The sequence below is a fragment of the Ohtaekwangia koreensis genome (assembly GCF_900167975.1).
Lineage (GTDB): Bacteria > Bacteroidota > Bacteroidia > Cytophagales > Cyclobacteriaceae > Ohtaekwangia > Ohtaekwangia koreensis.
In genome coordinates this window covers 439,437-455,646 of sequence record NZ_FUZU01000004.1, presented here as the reverse complement: position 1 = coordinate 455,646, position 16,210 = coordinate 439,437, and the positions used below count along the sequence as shown (strand labels likewise).

15 protein-coding genes are annotated in these 16,210 nt (G+C 43.5%); 9 read left to right on the top strand and 6 right to left on the bottom strand.

What is annotated here, in order from left to right:
- The first annotated feature begins 30 nt into the window (after window positions 1–30).
- The 6 genes from B5Y40_RS25215 to hrpB all read left to right on the top strand — a co-directional run bounded on the left by B5Y40_RS25215 (window position 31) and on the right by hrpB (window position 7,346).
- Window positions 31–1,257 carry a PP2C family protein-serine/threonine phosphatase gene (locus B5Y40_RS25215; protein ID WP_079689636.1) on the top strand — a complete coding sequence of 409 codons (1,227 nt, stop codon included), beginning with the start codon at window positions 31–33 and terminating at the stop codon, window positions 1,255–1,257.
- On the top strand, window positions 1,254–1,904 hold the full coding sequence (locus B5Y40_RS25210; protein WP_079689635.1) for a polysaccharide deacetylase family protein: 651 nt from the start codon (window positions 1,254–1,256) through the stop codon (window positions 1,902–1,904). Before B5Y40_RS25215 ends, B5Y40_RS25210 begins: the two co-directional genes overlap by 4 nt.
- On the top strand, window positions 1,901–2,974 hold the full coding sequence (locus B5Y40_RS25205; protein WP_079689634.1) for a glycosyltransferase: 1,074 nt from the start codon (window positions 1,901–1,903) through the stop codon (window positions 2,972–2,974). Before B5Y40_RS25210 ends, B5Y40_RS25205 begins: the two co-directional genes overlap by 4 nt.
- Window positions 2,971–3,330 (top strand): diacylglycerol kinase family protein, encoded by a 360-nt coding sequence (locus B5Y40_RS25200; RefSeq protein WP_079689633.1) that lies wholly within the window; start codon window positions 2,971–2,973, stop codon window positions 3,328–3,330. Before B5Y40_RS25205 ends, B5Y40_RS25200 begins: the two co-directional genes overlap by 4 nt.
- Before the next feature lie 117 nt (window positions 3,331–3,447).
- Window positions 3,448–4,830, top strand: coding sequence for a neutral/alkaline non-lysosomal ceramidase N-terminal domain-containing protein (locus tag B5Y40_RS25195; RefSeq protein ID WP_079689632.1), 1,383 nt, complete (start codon window positions 3,448–3,450; stop codon window positions 4,828–4,830).
- 47 nt (window positions 4,831–4,877) lie between these two features.
- On the top strand, window positions 4,878–7,346 hold the full coding sequence (gene hrpB / locus B5Y40_RS25190; protein ID WP_079689631.1) for an ATP-dependent helicase HrpB: 2,469 nt from the start codon (window positions 4,878–4,880) through the stop codon (window positions 7,344–7,346).
- Between the two features lie 67 nt (window positions 7,347–7,413).
- Here hrpB and B5Y40_RS25185 read toward each other — a convergent pair whose 3' ends face one another.
- A complete protein-coding gene (locus B5Y40_RS25185) occupies window positions 7,414–9,366 on the bottom strand; it encodes a KUP/HAK/KT family potassium transporter (protein WP_079689630.1) in 1,953 nt (650 codons plus the stop codon).
- A 5-nt stretch (window positions 9,367–9,371) separates the two neighbouring features.
- Entirely contained in the window at window positions 9,372–9,605 is a 234-nt protein-coding gene (locus tag B5Y40_RS25180) for a hypothetical protein (protein ID WP_079689629.1), read from the bottom strand.
- Window positions 9,606–9,806: 201 nt separating this feature from the next.
- Here B5Y40_RS25180 and B5Y40_RS25175 point away from each other — a divergent pair, with 201 nt between their 5' ends.
- Window positions 9,807–10,553: a GumC domain-containing protein gene (locus tag B5Y40_RS25175; RefSeq protein ID WP_079689628.1), complete on the top strand. Its 747-nt coding sequence runs from the start codon at window positions 9,807–9,809 to the stop codon at window positions 10,551–10,553.
- Window positions 10,554–10,608: 55 nt separating this feature from the next.
- Here B5Y40_RS25175 and corA read toward each other — a convergent pair whose 3' ends face one another.
- Entirely contained in the window at window positions 10,609–11,631 is a 1,023-nt protein-coding gene (gene corA / locus B5Y40_RS25170) for a magnesium/cobalt transporter CorA (protein WP_079689627.1), read from the bottom strand.
- A 3-nt stretch (window positions 11,632–11,634) separates the two neighbouring features.
- Window positions 11,635–12,492: a mechanosensitive ion channel family protein gene (locus tag B5Y40_RS25165; protein WP_079689626.1), complete on the bottom strand. Its 858-nt coding sequence runs from the start codon at window positions 12,490–12,492 to the stop codon at window positions 11,635–11,637.
- A 203-nt stretch (window positions 12,493–12,695) separates the two neighbouring features.
- On the opposite strand from B5Y40_RS25165, the gene B5Y40_RS25160 reads away from it, so the two are divergent.
- A complete protein-coding gene (locus tag B5Y40_RS25160; protein ID WP_079690008.1) occupies window positions 12,696–13,670 on the top strand; it encodes a polyprenyl synthetase family protein in 975 nt (324 codons plus the stop codon).
- A 117-nt stretch (window positions 13,671–13,787) separates the two neighbouring features.
- Here the strand turns inward: B5Y40_RS25160 and B5Y40_RS25155 are convergent, their stop codons facing one another.
- On the bottom strand, window positions 13,788–14,255 hold the full coding sequence (locus B5Y40_RS25155) for a hypothetical protein (protein ID WP_079689625.1): 468 nt from the start codon (window positions 14,253–14,255) through the stop codon (window positions 13,788–13,790).
- Between the two features lie 192 nt (window positions 14,256–14,447).
- Window positions 14,448–15,902, bottom strand: a complete 1,455-nt coding sequence (locus tag B5Y40_RS25150) for a redoxin domain-containing protein (RefSeq protein WP_079689624.1) — start codon at window positions 15,900–15,902, stop codon at window positions 14,448–14,450.
- 141 nt (window positions 15,903–16,043) lie between these two features.
- On the opposite strand from B5Y40_RS25150, the gene B5Y40_RS29730 reads away from it, so the two are divergent.
- Window positions 16,044–16,202 carry a hypothetical protein gene (locus B5Y40_RS29730; protein WP_159453808.1) on the top strand — a complete coding sequence of 53 codons (159 nt, stop codon included), beginning with the start codon at window positions 16,044–16,046 and terminating at the stop codon, window positions 16,200–16,202.
- Window positions 16,203–16,210 lie beyond the last annotated feature (8 nt).

Here is a 16,210-nt window from a genome sequence, read left to right as displayed (position 1 = left end):
GAATTGTAATTATCTTTACAGTATTCGCTTATGGAGGAACTGGACGTTAGAAAGCAATTTGAAATAAAAGAACTGGAGCTCAATGCATTGCTTGAGATCACCCAGGCTATTAACAGCAACTTGCCTGAAGAGTCTCTTTATAAGATCTATAACTTCACGCTTCGTTCGAATCTGAGTATCAAGAAACTCGCCTTGTTTGTATTGGACGATGACTGGTCATGCAAAGCGAATTTCGGTACAAAGCATCACTACGGTAAAACGAAGTTGCTGCCCGAGTTTAAAACCATTCAGGATATAACACACCTGAAGGAATTTGATGAGTGTGAATTTACAGAGTTCGACATCATTGTGCCTGTAGCACATCAAAGCACAACGCTTGCCCTGGTGTTCGTTGGCGGATTGGACAAGTATGATGAAAGTTATGAAAATGAAGATGGCATTCGTTTCATCCAGGCATTGAGTAACATCATCATTGTGGCGATTGAAAACAAGAAGCTTGCCCGTAAACAACTGGAGCAGGAATCACTTCGCAAGGAACTTGAGATTGCCCGTGATGTACAGCAGTTTCTTTTTCCTGAAAAGCTTCCGAACACAGACCGTCTGAAGATTGAAGCAAGTTATCTTCCACACGACCGCATAGGGGGAGATTACTACGACTATATACCGATCAATAAAAATCAGTTCCTCATTTGTGTAGCCGATGTAAGCGGTAAAGGTATACCGGCTGCATTGATGATGTCCAATTTTCAGGCATCACTGCGTACGCTGATACGTCAAACACCAAACCTGACGGACATCATTGAAGCGTTGAATTACCAGGTACTTGAAAACACAAAAGGAGAGAAGTTCATAACCTTCTTTGCAGCTATATATGATATACATCTTAAAACGATGGTATATGTGAACTCCGGCCACAACCCTCCTTTACTGTTGGACCGTAAACATGGTATACGTTTGCTGGAGGACGGATCAACGGTGTTGGGTGCCATGCATCCGCTTCCTTTTTTGAATGAAGGCTTTGTGACAGATCTCGAGGACTTCCTCATCTTCTGCTATACCGATGGATTGACTGAAACCCTAAATGAGCAAGGGCGTGAATTTGGTGTTGATGCGCTGCTGGACTACTTTAAAGAAGACAGTACCTATACCAAAAACCTGAGTACTATACATGAAGATATCATAGTAGCGCTGGACGAATTCAAAGGTCGCAATGGGTACCATGATGATATAACCATTCTTTCCTGTCGTGTAGGATGATTACACCACACCGCACACCGTTTTTTCTTCCGCTGCTCTTTCCCTCGCTGCTCTGGCGCGTTCCTACCAAAGCAAATGAGCTATATCTTACTTTTGACGATGGACCTGTTACCGGTCCAACGGAATTTGCACTCCAGGCACTTGCAACATTTTCAGCGAAAGCTACTTTCTTTTGCATAGGCGATAACATCCGCAAGCATCCGGATATATTCAAACGTATTTTAATGCAAGGACATGCGGTCGGTAATCATACGTTCAATCATCTTAATGGCTGGAAAAATACAGTCAACCACTATATACACAATATAAAAACGTGTGACACCGAAATGGTTAAAAGCCTGGGGACACAGAAGACTACATTTATAACCGATCTATTTCGTCCTCCATACGGGCGCATCACACCGAAGCAAATTCAATTGCTGAAGTCAGATTATAGAATCGTGATGTGGGATGTTCTCTCTGTTGACTATAATAAAGACCTGTCACCGGAAGCATGCCTGCGGAATACGATTCGTGCTGCACGCCCCGGTTCTATTATAGTATTCCACGATAGTGTAAAGGCAGAGAAGAACATGACGTATGCTCTGCCCCGTGTGCTCGATCATTTTACAAATGAAGGATTTGTTTTCAAGTCCTTGCACGGATGAAACGCGTACTCGTCACGCCACTCGATTGGGGGTTGGGACATGCTACCCGTTGTATACCGATCATCAGGCAATTGCTCCAACATCAATGTATAGTATATATAGGAGGCAGCGGTGATTCGCTATTGCTACTCCAAAACGAATTCCCGCAGTCAACAACCTATATATATCCGGCTTATAAACCGGTGTATCCTGCTGCTGGTTCCATGGTGTGGGCGATGGCGAAGCAACTTCCCAGGTTCAGTCGTGTGATCCATGATGAACATGTAATGACCGAGGAAATTATAGCGCGCGATAAAATCGATCTTGTCATTTCGGATAATCGCTATGGTTGCTGGTCGTCTGCGGTAACCAGTGTTTTCATTACGCATCAAAGTAATATACTGATGCCGCTTCGTTTCGGGTGGCTGGCACCGCTTGTACGAAAGATGAATCATCGTATGATGAAAAAGTTTTCCATGTGCTGGATCCCTGATCTTCCCGGAGGTGAAAGTATAGCTGGTGATTTGATTTCGTTTGGTAAGTTTGACACTACGATCAAGCACCAATTTATAGGTCCGCTTTCACGATTCACATCTTCTGGTAAGCAAAGTATAAAGTATGATTTGCTTTGCATATTTTCCGGTCCTGAGCCACAACGCTCGATATTGGAGACGATCGTTATACAACAGGTAAACAAGTTGGCTATAAAAGCTTTGATCGTTCGCGGATTACCAGATGGTACGAACATGTCAGCCCTTGATACAACGTCAGACGTTGTACCTTTTATGAACAGTGAAGAACTTCAAGATGCTATTGAAAGTGCATCGGTTATACTTGTGCGAAGTGGCTTTAGTACAGTGATGGACCTGACGAGATTAGGTGGACATGTGATTTTTGTTCCTACTCCCGGCCAGACGGAACAGGAATATCTGGCAGAACGGCTTTTGAAAAAAGGCATTGCATACACCATACAACAAAGTAAATTTGATCTTACTGAAGCCTTACGGGAAGCAAAGCGTCTTCAGGGTTTTATACCTGTGAAAGAAAGCAACAACTTGCTGGCGGAAGCCATAACATCCATTATACAATGATGAACGCACTTATAAAAAGTTTTGGCTACGCATGGAAGGGCATTGTTGTTGCAATCCGGGAACAGCGTAACCTGAGAATTCATCTTTCCATTACGTCACTGGTTGTAGCAGCAGGATTTTATTTTCATATAACAGCGGTTGAGTGGTGTATACTTTTGCTGAGCATTGGCCTGGTGATAGGGCTTGAGTTGATCAACTCTTCCATCGAGAATCTCGTTGACCTTGTTACCCGAGAGCGTCAACCGCTGGCAGGCAAAGTAAAAGATATAGCGGCTGGTGCTGTACTGATTGTTTCAGTGATTTCAGTGATTATCGGCCTGATCATTTTTCTACCCTATATTTCAACGCTTGGATAATGAGTTTCCTTTCTGCACACGTATATAGTAATCTGATCACGGATTTTCTTTCCGGTCATAAATTCTTCAAACAATAAACATATTAACCTTGCGGATAGAATCAGTATCTTGCGGCTTATGGCGTTGAAAAAGATTCTGCGTATTACCGTAATGGTCCTGGCTTCAGTGATCGGCTTGCTACTTCTTTTCGTTGCCGTGAGCGTGGTTCCGCTGAAACGTAAACCCATACAGGAAAAGCCGGAGTATGCTGCCATGATGAGTAGACTCGATAGTCTTCACCCGGAATTTGTTCGCAGTACAAAGGGTTTTTCATTTGGTTTCGCCAAGGAGAATATAACGCCTGCGCATCCAACAGCGTTGGCCGGCTATGGCAACAGGTTAGGCAAAGTATATACAGCTGTTCACGATTCTATTTATATACGCACACTGGTCGTGGATAATGGTGCGCAGCGTGTCGCGATTGTGAGTGCTGATTTGTTGATCATACCTCCAACCGTAACGGAATTACTGGAGAAAGAATTGCCCGAGGTAGGCTTCACTATAAACAATACATACCTCGGTGCCGTCCACACACATAACAGTATCGGGAATTGGGGAGAGAAAGCTACGGGTATACTATACGGAAGCTATGAAGATTCTATAGTTCATTTAATTGTTGACAAGATTAAGCAGAGTATAGCGCGTGCTTCCATGAATATGGTACAGGGTACCATCCGGAAGGGATCTATACCTGTGCCGACCGCTGTGCGGAATAGACTGATCAGCACAGGAGGTATAGATTCATTACTTCGGGTGATCGAAATACATCGCAGCGACAGTTCCAAATTTTTGTTGATGAGCTATACTGCACATGCTACCTGTTTGTTTTCGCGTGACCTCGAACTCTCCCGTGACTATCCCGGTGAACTCGTTGATGAGATGGAAGCCGCGGGCTATAGCTTCGCGATGTTTATGGCAGGTGCTGTAGGAAGTCAAAAAGCAAATCCTCCCGAGTACGGAAAGCCTTGTCTGGTATGGATGGCGAATGAATTGAAGACTAAATATATAGCACGGCATCATGAACTTGAGCCGGTAACGGACTCCACGTTACTGATGATTCGTGTTCCGTTAGAGCTTCCTTCACCGGAGGCTAAAATTGCCAAGGACTGGCAGATTCGCCCGTGGTTGTTCAATGCTGCCTTTGGTAAATATCCGACTTACCTGACAGCTTTGCGCCTGGGAGATATAGTGATGATCGGCACACCCTGCGATTACTCCGGAGCACTTACGGCCTCACTGGATTCGCTTGCTGCAAAGAAAAACATTAGCGTGATGGTAACCAGTTTCAATGGCGGATATATAGGCTATATCACGGCAGATCAGTATTATGATCGTGATCATTATGAAACACGTCTCATGAACTGGTACGGTCCCGGTAATGGAGCCTATATAACCGAATGCATCCATAAACTTATAGACGCACTGGATGGAGAGGATGTTTACCCGGGCGGTACGCGATAAAGCATCTTAATATTAATCATACCAGGCGCAATCATTCAGATATATACATGTATCCTGTTCTCGATATATTATCCACATTAAAAACGAAGCTGGCAGAAACCAATGTAGTGATCCTGCAAGCTCCACCCGGAGCTGGTAAGTCAACGGTACTTCCTTTGGAGCTGATGAATGAATCCTGGCTAGAAGGAAAAAAGATCCTGATGCTGGAGCCTCGGAGACTTGCGGCTAAATCTGTAGCACAGCGGATGGCAAGTATACTACAGGAAGATATAGGGGAGAAGATCGGGTATCGCGTACGGTTTGAATCGCGCGTTGGAAAGCAAACAAAAGTAGAAGTTGTTACGGAAGGAATTCTTACCCGCATGTTGCAATCGGATAATAGTTTGGAAGATGCCGGCCTTGTGATTTTTGATGAATTTCATGAACGCAGTCTCCATGCCGATCTGGCTTTGGCGTTATGTCTTCAGGCACAACAACTTTTGCGTGACGATCTTCGGATTCTCATTATGTCAGCAACGTTGGACGGTGAACATCTTTCAGGTTTACTGCGGGCACCGATTGTTACATCGCATGGAAAACAATATCCGGTAACGATAAAATACCTGGGTGATGATGTATATATACCCGTTACCGTGCGCATAGTAAAGGCAATCCAGAAAGCATTGCGTGAAGAGGAAGGTGACGTTTTGGTTTTCCTTCCTGGTGCCGGTGAGATTGTGCGTGTACTCCACCAGTTGGAAGAAGAAGGAGTGAACGCAAGTCTTCATCCGCTCTATGGCGATCTGCCTTTTCAAAAACAGCAGGAAGCTATACTTCCTCATCCACAAGGAAGAAGAAAGATTGTGATCGCTACATCTATAGCAGAGACGTCTCTTACCATTGAAGGCATTCGCGTAGTGATTGATAGTGGTTTATCGCGTGTTCCTAAATTTGATCCGCGCAGCGGTCTTACCCGACTGGATACTGTACGCGTAACAAAAGACGCTGCCGATCAGCGTGCTGGTCGTGCAGGCAGGTTAGCACCCGGAGTTTGCTATAGGTTGTGGAGTGAATCCGTACAAGCAACTTTAGTGTCCAATCGCACACCGGAAATTCTGGAAGCAGATCTTGCACCGCTTATGTTGGAGTTAGGACAATGGGGTGTAAAAGATACCCGTGATTTAACGTGGATCACAGTGCCACCCGCAGGCACTGTTAACCAGGCGAAAGAATTATTGCAACAGCTTGAAGCGATCGATAACGGCATGATTACCTCGCGAGGTAAAGAAATGCTGAAGCTTCCGACACATCCGCGTATAGCCCACCTGTTGTTGGCAGCATCCGGTGCACAGCTCACATCGCTGGCAACAGATATAGCGGCAATCCTTGAAGAGCGCGACCCCCTTGCAAAAGAATCGGGAGCAGATGTAGCGTTACGCGTAGAAGCGTTACGCAAATGGAGAAAGGGTGAACGATTTTTTGCTGACCGTGCTATACTTGAACGCATCGAGCGGTTGGCGCATAACTGGCGGAAAATTCTGAAAGTTGAAAAGGATGATGCCATTCCAAAAGATACCGATGTAGGACGGTTGCTTGTTGCAGCATACCCGGAACGAATCGCGCAGCAACAAGGTAAACATAGCGAGCGCTATAAATTAGCGAACGGAAGAATTGTAAAATTACAGGAGCATGATCCACTTATGCGCGAGTCGTGGCTTTGCGCAGCGCAGCTTGATGCAGGAAGCGGTGAAGGAAAAATCTTTCTCGCGGCTTCGTTACATGTAAATGACTTAACAGCACTTGCGCGCGAACAAAAAGTAGTTCGCTGGGATGATGAACGAAATATAGTGGTCGGTGTACTTGAAAAACGCGTTGGTAACCTGGTGCTGGAGAGTAAACCGTTGAGTGCGATACCGGAAGATGAACGCGTTGATGTACTCTGTACAATGACCCGATCGAAAGGATTAAAAGCCATTGGCTGGGGCGAGGCACAACAAGAATGGCAGGCGCGTGTGAACAGTATAAAACAATGGCGCCCCGAAGAAGCGTGGCCTAATGTGCGTGAAGAAAAATTATTGGAAACAGTAGCCGTATGGTTGGCTCCCTTCCTTACAAACATTACCAGACTAAGTGAACTGCAGCGATTGGACTGGAATGGAATTCTTCCATCGTTATTGCCGTGGGAGTTGAGTAGTATATTAGATACACTGGCTCCTGTAAAGATCAAGGTACCCAGTGGTTCGTTAATCCAGGTGCAATACTTTGAAGACGGCCGTGCTCCGATTATGGAGGTACGTTTACAGGAAATGTTTGGCTTGTTGGAAACGCCTGTGATCAATGAAGGTCGTACAAAAGTATTGCTACATTTACTTTCACCGGGCTATAAACCTGTTCAGGTAACACAGGATTTGAAAAGCTTCTGGCAGACAACCTATCATGAAGTACGGAAGCAACTTCGTATGCGGTATCCAAAGCATCACTGGCCGGAAGATCCGTGGACAGCAGAAGCTGTACGCGGTGCCAAGAGAAGAACGTAAGTTTATTTATAGATATAGTATACAGGTATATGTCTACAGCTTGTTGTAAACATATACCTGTAACATTTTAGTCTTCGCGTTCGCGTTTGATCTTTACGCGGGCCTGAGGTCCTACCTGTATTGGTACTTTCTCCACCTCGAGGTTGGCTGCTTCTATACCGTACAATTCTTCTGTACTCAGACTATATTCTTTTAGTAATCTATAGCCTTGTATAATCAGTCGATCGAAGGAAGAAATCTCACTGTCGGAGGAAGCCCACGAGTGCAGGATGATGAACTTAAAGTCCGCCATCATACTATACTTGTGCAGGGAAGGGTAGGAGCTGGTAAGATCAATCTCACCGGCATCGGCCATCTCATGAATGATCTTATTGAATAAAAGATTTACTCTGTGGTTGGTTTTGAATCCAAGTTTGATCCGTACAAAAAAGCAGCGCTTTGGTATGATCGTATCCACTACATACTTACTGGTGAAAGGACTATCAACTGTATCTACGTGTACAAACCAGAATACATCTGCCCGCTTCGGTCTTTTCTTGAAGATAGAGTATATAATGTTTGAGTCTATATAGCGCTTGCTATCGGCCATCGCAAGGTATACCAGGTTACTCGCTTCCTTCGGTACGGTAGTATCCGCCTGAAGATCCTGGATCATGCCAACATAATGTTTTAAATCCACAAACTCTGTATGACGTTCACGCAGCCATCGTGCGTGCAACAATACATACATCATTATAAAGAACAACACCGCGATCAGGAATGTAAACCAGCCACCATGTTGAAACTTGTCAAGGTTTGATACGAGGAACATGCCCTCCAATGAAAAGAAGAGTACTGCAAGCCCTGACGATCGGAACATGGATTTCTTGGCGGTCATGAAATAGAAGACTAGCAGCGAAGTCGTCATCAACATGTTGATCATGATCGCGAGACCGTAAGCGCCTTCCATTTTTGCCGATTCACGAAACATGAGAACCACGGCTATACATCCGGCCAACAAGATCCAGTTGATAGCCGGTATATATATCTGTCCCTTAATCTGGCTTGGGTAGCGAACGCGGGTGGAAGGCCAAAGCTTCAGCTTCATCGCTTCGTTCACCAACGTAAATGTTCCAGAGATCAAAGCCTGGCTGGCAATCACAGCCGCCATCGTAGCAATGATAATTCCGAAGATCAGGAACTCCTCCGGGATGATCGCATAAAATGGAATCTTGTTTCCCAGTGTAGCACCCTGGTGATCGAGCAACCATGCACCCTGTCCAAAGTAATTACAGAGCAATGCTATTTTAACATAGGCCCAGCCTACGCGTATATTGTCTTTTCCACAATGACCTAAGTCAGAGTATAAAGCTTCTGCTCCCGTAGTGCAAAGGAAAACGGCACCGAGCAACCAGAAACCTTTCGGATATTCAACGATAAGGTGATACGCATAGTAAGGATTCAATGCGCGGAAAATCTGTGGGTGATCGTAGAATTGAAGTATACCGAATACAGCGATAGCCAGAAACCAGATCGTCATGATGGGGCCGAAAGTTTTTCCAACCACGCTGGTTCCGAACTGTTGGAATACAAAGAGAGCGATCATGATCGCTATAACGATTGATACAGTCGGTATTTCCGGATTCAGAATACGCAATCCTTCTATAGCAGACGACACACTGATGGCGGGAGTTATAAAACCATCCGCGATCAAAGTACAACATCCGATCACGGCAGGGAAAATTACCCAGCCTGCTTTATACCTTCTTACGAGTGCGTACAAAGCAAATATACCTCCTTCACCTTTGTTGTCGGCATTGAGTGCCAGGTATACATATTTAAGTGTGGTGATGAGCGTGAGCGTCCAAAAAACACACGAGAGTCCTCCGAGAACGAGATCTTCATTGATGGTTTGCGTCCCGACAATCGCCTTGAAAACATACAACGGTGAAGTTCCTATGTCGCCGTATATAATTCCCAAAGAGACCAGAACACCACCTACGGATAATGGTGTAAGATGTTTACCTGCTGAATCAGCCATAGTTATTAAACGCCGTCTTCTGGACGCGCGATGATTAATCTGTTGCTCTTGTCGTTCGTGAAACTGCGCACTGGCGAGTTCGTGAGGACGAAGAATTTATTTTTAAAACCAATTATTGAAACAAGGTGAATAAACATCCATACCAACCAGGCAAAAAATCCTGATCTGCCACAGATCATGACAATGTGAGGCTTGCCCAGATCTGCAATCCGCGTGCGCGTGTTTAGTAACGTGGGCATGAATATAATGGCGAGGTGAACAAAACGGTCGCAAAGTTAACCCCTTCCAGCAATCACAAAAAGGAAAAGCGAATAATGTTGAGAAGGCTGATCATCGTAATTATTGTCTATTTGGCCGGTTCTAAAATAATTTGTGATAGTGCCACGATAAGGCTGCGAAATCAAACGTATTTTTGTTTCATAACCTCAAAAAAATCATTTATGATTAGAAAGCTCGCTTATGCCCTGCCTATCGTTATCCTGATAGCCAGCTGTGACACAAAAGAAAAAGACACGTTACGGTCGCAGGTAGACTCACTCAAGGTAGAACTTGAGACCAGCCAGAAGATGGCGCAAACGTTAACCGAAGTTGGTACACTGATGGACTCTATTGATGCCAGCCGTCAACTCCTCCGCGTTAACATGGTAGAAGGAACTACGTATGAAGACTATACTTCACGCATGAAAGACATCAACGGTTATGTTAGAGATACACAACATAAACTGGATGATCTTGAAAAATCATTGGCTACGTCAAAAGCCAGCAACAGTGCCAACGCTAAACTTCTGAAAAACCTGAAGGCACAACTTGAAGGCAAGACGCAAGAGATTGCTGCTTTGCAAGAGCAAGTTGAAAAATACCGCAGTGAGAATCAGAACCTGATCACAACGGTAAGCATGCAGGAAGCTGAACTGGCCGACAAGCAAACAATGATCGAAACAAAAACTCAGGAGCTTGCTTTGATCGAAGCACGTGTGCAGGAGTTGATGATTCAAAGTAAAATGACGGAAGCTGATGCATACTTTGCAAGAGGCCAGGCTGTAGAAGAAGCTGCAAACCGTACGAAACTTGCACCGCGTAAAAAGAAAGAAACGTTCAAAGAAGCTATAGAGCTTTATAAGAAAGCACTTTCTCTTGGTAAGAACGAAGCACAGGACAAGATCACTGAGCTCGAAAAGAAAATCTAGTATATAGCTAATATATTGGTATATACTTGCAAAAGTATATACCAATATATTGATGTTAGAACCATTTTTTATGGCGGAAGAATGCCAACATTCCTACTACTATCAGAATCATTACTCCCCATACACTATAGTAGCCCCAACGCCAGTCCAACTCCGGCATATAGTGGAAATTCATACCATACACTCCTACAATAAACGTTAGCGGGATGAAGATTGTGGAGATTACTGTCAACACTTTCATCACTTCGTTCATCTTGGTGTTCATCGCGTTTATATGAATATCCGTAAGACTCGAAACGAGGTCTTTATAGGTTTCCAATGAATCGGTAAGGTGAATGACATGTTCATATACATCCGAGAAGAAACGGATGTTCTCTTCTTTTACAAAATCAGATTCGCCCTTTACGATTTTACTCAGCGCATCCCGCAAAGGGAACAGAGCCTTTCTCAGGTATATAAGTTCCTTTTTTAAATACTGAATTTTAGTGAATGTTTGAGTGGAGGGGTTCTGGTAAACAGTCTCTTCGGTCTCATCGATCAGATCGCCAACGCGATCCAATACATTATAGTAATTGTCAACGATGATGTCGATAAGGCGGTATAACAAATAGTCGGCTTGTTTTTTACGGACGCGTCCCTGGTCGAGTCTGATCCGGTCACGAAATCCATCAAACCAATCGCCTTCTTTTTCCTGGAAGGAGATGAGGTAATTCTTACCGAGTACAAAACTGATCTGTTCGTAGTCAATGGCAGTACCGTCAATACGGTATAGCATTTTTAAAGTAAAGAAAAGATAGTCATCGAACTCTTCTGCTTTAGGCCGCTGATCGCTGAGTACATCATCGATTAATAAAGAGTGCAAACAAAAATGAGTCTGAACTTTTTCGATGAGGTCCTGATTATTCAAACCATCAACATTGATCCAGTTTACCCGGTCTGGCTGAATTTTATTTAATATACTTTCAACCGTTGTGTATGTGCCGGTATATTTATCATGCAACTCACGATTATAAGAGATCAACTCCAGTATCTCGCAGTCTGTGGGTGAATGATTATCAGAAGGCTTTTGTGGATTCATCCTTTAACTTTTTAGCGTATTGCTTTCTTTTATATAGATCAGTCGCTGCGGATAGGCGAGTGAAATACCGGCATCGTCAAATCTTCTCTTTATACTTTTTAGCACATCACATTTAAGATTAAAGCCCGAAGATGGATCTTTTGCCCAGGCATATGCACGCAACTGAAGCGCTGTTTCTGTAATGTTAATCAATCGAACATCAACCTGTGGATTTCCACTTTCAATTTCTTCATGTGTCCGGTTGTCCATACAATCCGGATGCTTCATAACCTCTTCCTGTAAAATGCGCATCGCCTGGTCTACATCGGTGTCAAACGAAACTCCGAGCTCAATAAAAACGCAAAGATTTTCATGTGCCAGGGTGGAGTTAATAATCGTTTCGTTGCTGATCACCGAGTTGGGTATAACAATACGTCTGTTTTCAAAATCTTTTATAACCGTATGGCGAAGCGTTATATCTTCTACATCGCCTGTATAAAGCTGGCCTACCCGTACGCGATCACCCACGCTAAATGGTCTGAAGATTACAATAAAGATACCGCTTACTATATTCGAGAATGCTGATTGAGACGCGAAGCCGACAATGGCAGCGAGTACACCGGCACCAGCAAACAACGCTGTGCCATAGCTCTTTAACTTAGGAATAGAATTGAAAACGATGGTCAGCGCAATCATGTAGACAATGAATTCTACCGCGTTCTTCAAAAAGTTATACTTGGTAGGATCGACCTTTAATTTATTGGAAGCACCCTTTACAAGGCGGCCAATAATAAAACGCAACACTCTCGCTATAATAACTGCAACTGTGAAAACGATGATAGCAAAAAATACATCGTCCCAGTAATTTCCGATCACCTTCATGGGGCTAAAATACGAGAGTTCATCAGCAATTGTCAATAGATACTTTAGGGAATGACCTAAGCATATGGCTGCATTCAATAGAAACAATTCTGCTCGAATAGCATTTATTATAGCGGGTTTGACTCTTGTTCTGACCATTGAACGAGCCATTGAATTTTCTTCTGGTATATAACGTATCGGCCGAATTGCTTATACTTGCGCACATGTCTTTAAAGTTGGACAATATAAAGGCTCCTATTGCACACGAGATGGAGGAGTTTGAGCAAAAGTTCCGGGCTTCGATGAAAACCCGGGTGTTGCTGCTCAATAAAATCATGAACTATATCGTGAAGCGCAAGGGAAAACAGATGCGTCCGATGTTTGTTTTCTTAAGTGCCGGTACGTGTGGTCAGATCAGTGAGTCTACCTATCGCGGTGCATCTCTCATCGAACTTCTTCACACGGCTACACTCGTACATGATGACGTAGTGGACGAGGCTAATTACCGAAGAGGTTTCTTTTCTGTTAATGCGCTTTGGAAAAATAAAGTTGCCGTTCTGGTCGGAGACTTCCTGTTAGCCAGAGGGTTGCTTTTATCTGTTGAGAACAAAGATTTTAGTTTGTTGAGTATTGTATCCGATGCTGTACGCGAGATGAGTGAAGGAGAGTTACTTCAAATGGAGAAGTCGCGTAAGCTTAATATAACGGAAGATATTTATTACGAGATCATCCGGCAAAAGACAGCTTCATTGATTGCTTCGTGTTGCGCAGTGGGTGCCAGTTCATCCGGGGCAGGGGAGGAGATCACCAAACTGATGCGTGAGTTTGGCGAAAAGATTGGAATGGCCTTCCAGATAAAAGACGATCTGTTTGATTACGGTGAAGAAGAAATAGGCAAACCGGTCGGGATTGATATTAAAGAAAAGAAAATGACGCTACCGCTGATCTATGCTCTTTCAAAAGCAGGCTGGGTCGAGCGAAGAAAGATTATCAGCATTGTAAAAAATGAAAGTAACAAACCGAAAAAAGTAAAGGAAGTAATCGAGTTTGTTAAAAAATCAGGTGGCATTCAGTATGCCGAGGAGGCGATGAATAAATATCACCAGGATGCGCTTCTGTTGTTAAACAAGTTTCCAGAATCAGACTATAAGCGATCGTTGATCCAATTGGTACAGTTCACCATCGATCGTCATAATTAAAATAGTCCTGTCAATATATAGCTATAGATATATAGTTTGGGTTGCACGGTTTGTCAATAAAGACAAAAGCCCCATGCGCGAACATGAGGCCTTTGTGCTAACCTAAACTATGTGAAACTACTGTAATACAATTCTGGAGCGCCCTGCTTCGAGCACAGCGTAATCTTTAAAATCCTGATACGTTTTCGCATCCAACGCGTTGGATGCTGCTCCGGATTGCTCAGGTGCATAGAGCCCACCGTTATCCCACCACTTCTTAGCGTTTTCGCGAGCAGTTTTTTTATCAATATGTTCAAACAGGTTGATGCATGAATCGGAGATCATCCAAGGCTTTTCGATGCTGCTATATTTATCAAAGATCATCGTTCGCATTTGTGTTCCACTGGCCACATTCTTAAAATGTGAAACGGTATACGACATAGTCTCCGGCTCTGTCATAATCATGTCCCAATATTTTCTGGAGGCAACGACCTGTGAAGTAGTCAATAGATAGCCAAATCCGTTTTCGATCGGTTCCCGAGTGATGGGACAGCGCGCTTTCAATTCTGGTTTTTTCTTACCGAGGAGTTTGTCAAAAAAGGCCATAACTTTTTTTATTTATAAGGTTGGTGTTTAGGAGCAACTTATACATTAGATACTTCGCTTGCGGTCAATAGTTGCATATAAGACTGAAAAAATACTAAAAAAGTTACAAAAGGCCGAATCCAATCAGAATTCGGCCTTTTGAATTATCAAACAAGTATCAAGTGTTCGTATCTGAACCTTAGACTGTCCGGTTTAAAGCTTGGTCGGAGTCTGGCCTTTAAGCTTTTCTGATTTTGCTTTTTGGAATTTTTCATAGTTCACGAAGAACTCTTCCAGTTTCTCTATCGGTAACTTTTTAGCAATGATTTTTTTCTTTTCATCTAGAACAAAAAGACTTGGTGTAGTCACCGCATCATACAGATCTGCATATGTGCCACTATACGTACGAGGACCGTTTACCGTGATCCACTTCATGTTCATGGTCTTTATATAGTCACGCATCTTGGCCATGGATGTATCGGTACTCACCGCATATACTTCCAGGTTGAAACGGGTTTTATCCTTGGTATAAAAATCAACAAGCTTAGGCGTCTCAGTTTTGCAATGTCCACAGTCTGGATCAAATATATATACAATGGTATATTTCGTTTTGAGATCATACATCGAACGCGGCTTGAAGTTCGCATCCTGCATCATCAGGTTGGGAGCGGTTTTACCGATCAGACTTTTACGAAGGCGATCCGCATAATCTTTCAGATTTTTTTTCAGTTTGTCGGTTGCCCAGAAATCCATTTCTCCTGAAGCAAAATACTTATCGTATAGGCGAACATATACTTCGTCAAGGCCCATGATTTCCGGCTGCTGATATTTCAGAAGGCAAGCCCAGACCGCGTATTTATAGGTCTCCTGGTTTTTCTTTGCTTTCGCTACGATCTTATCAACTGCTTTTGAAATAGAATCAACCTGTGGCGCATATAGTTTGTCAAGATACTCGTTGATCTTATCGCTATATACGGGACGTGGCATCCGGAGTAATGCTTCATTTCCCAAATCAAAGTTGTCGAAGAAATGCTCGCGATACCAGCGAAGCTGAAACGTTGAATCAGGAGTGCCGTCCGCTTTCTTCGGGGCATCCGGAATTTTAAGCGCTTGCGCAGACTTGAAAATCGTAGCCGTCATAGTCCCCGGATTTTTTGCTATCACATCATTCTGATAAGCGACAACCTTTTCATTTACTTTTGCAAAACTGGCGCGGGCGTCTTTCTTTTTGTCTTCCGCCAGCGTACTGTCCTGTAAAATTTTAATCAACGGCTCAGCTTCTTTATGGCGCTCCATATTGAAAAGCATATTGTCGAAGAAGAGCTTGTTATCAGCATCTCCTGTAATCTTCATGTTCTTAATGTAGTCGTCCGTCTTCGTGTCCATTGAGAAGTGCTGCGACTTGCCAATCACGAATTCAAATATTTTTGATTTGTCCAGTACAAGGAAATAAACACCTTGTGCAAGTTCTTTTTTTCCAGCGAAGGCAAACTCACCTTTGGTATTGGCTCGTGCTGTATCTTTTATATATGTACTCTCTCCATAGTAGTGCCCCAGGTACACAGTTGTGTCCTTCCATCCATCAACTTTAAACTTAATATTGTAGCCTGGCTGTGCAAAGCAAAAAGCGGAGAGTAAAAAACAAAAGGCAAAAAATGAGTAGCGCATAATAAAATTTATTTCGGTGCGAATTTCAGCATTTCAACGTTTCGGATCAACGGTCATTAATCGGTCGTACCGATCTTTTGTAACATTGATAACTACCAAAAATAGACTGCTTGCATATGGTAAAGTGTTAAAGATTTGTTAATGGGCAAATCAGTGATCGGCTACGGTTACGGGTTAATTGCCCGGAAGATGGGCAATACCATAATCGGTCGGTTCAGGACACAATCGATCCGTGATCCGGGCATTCAGACTTGTCCAAACTTCCGCATTCCGTTAAAAACCGTTAAACTTGAAACTTGAAATAACAG

Excerpts from the sequence above, each read along its gene's own strand:
- B5Y40_RS25215 (WP_079689636.1), top strand. The coding sequence starts at position 31 with ATGGAGGAACTGGACGTTAGAAAGCAATTTGAAATAAAAGAACTGGAG.
- B5Y40_RS25210 (WP_079689635.1), top strand. The coding sequence starts at position 1,254 with ATGATTACACCACACCGCACACCGTTTTTTCTTCCGCTGCTCTTTCCC.
- B5Y40_RS25205 (WP_079689634.1), top strand. The coding sequence starts at position 1,901 with ATGAAACGCGTACTCGTCACGCCACTCGATTGGGGGTTGGGACATGCT.
- B5Y40_RS25200 (WP_079689633.1), top strand. The coding sequence starts at position 2,971 with ATGATGAACGCACTTATAAAAAGTTTTGGCTACGCATGGAAGGGCATT.
- B5Y40_RS25195 (WP_079689632.1), top strand. The coding sequence starts at position 3,448 with ATGGCGTTGAAAAAGATTCTGCGTATTACCGTAATGGTCCTGGCTTCA.
- hrpB (WP_079689631.1), top strand. The coding sequence starts at position 4,878 with ATGTATCCTGTTCTCGATATATTATCCACATTAAAAACGAAGCTGGCA.
- B5Y40_RS25185 (WP_079689630.1), bottom strand. The coding sequence starts at position 9,366 with ATGGCTGATTCAGCAGGTAAACATCTTACACCATTATCCGTAGGTGGT.
- B5Y40_RS25180 (WP_079689629.1), bottom strand. The coding sequence starts at position 9,605 with ATGCCCACGTTACTAAACACGCGCACGCGGATTGCAGATCTGGGCAAG.
- B5Y40_RS25175 (WP_079689628.1), top strand. The coding sequence starts at position 9,807 with ATGATTAGAAAGCTCGCTTATGCCCTGCCTATCGTTATCCTGATAGCC.
- corA (WP_079689627.1), bottom strand. The coding sequence starts at position 11,631 with ATGAATCCACAAAAGCCTTCTGATAATCATTCACCCACAGACTGCGAG.
- B5Y40_RS25165 (WP_079689626.1), bottom strand. The coding sequence starts at position 12,492 with ATGAAGGTGATCGGAAATTACTGGGACGATGTATTTTTTGCTATCATC.
- B5Y40_RS25160 (WP_079690008.1), top strand. The coding sequence starts at position 12,696 with ATGTCTTTAAAGTTGGACAATATAAAGGCTCCTATTGCACACGAGATG.
- B5Y40_RS25155 (WP_079689625.1), bottom strand. The coding sequence starts at position 14,255 with ATGGCCTTTTTTGACAAACTCCTCGGTAAGAAAAAACCAGAATTGAAA.
- B5Y40_RS25150 (WP_079689624.1), bottom strand. The coding sequence starts at position 15,902 with ATGCGCTACTCATTTTTTGCCTTTTGTTTTTTACTCTCCGCTTTTTGC.
- B5Y40_RS29730 (WP_159453808.1), top strand. The coding sequence starts at position 16,044 with ATGGGCAAATCAGTGATCGGCTACGGTTACGGGTTAATTGCCCGGAAG.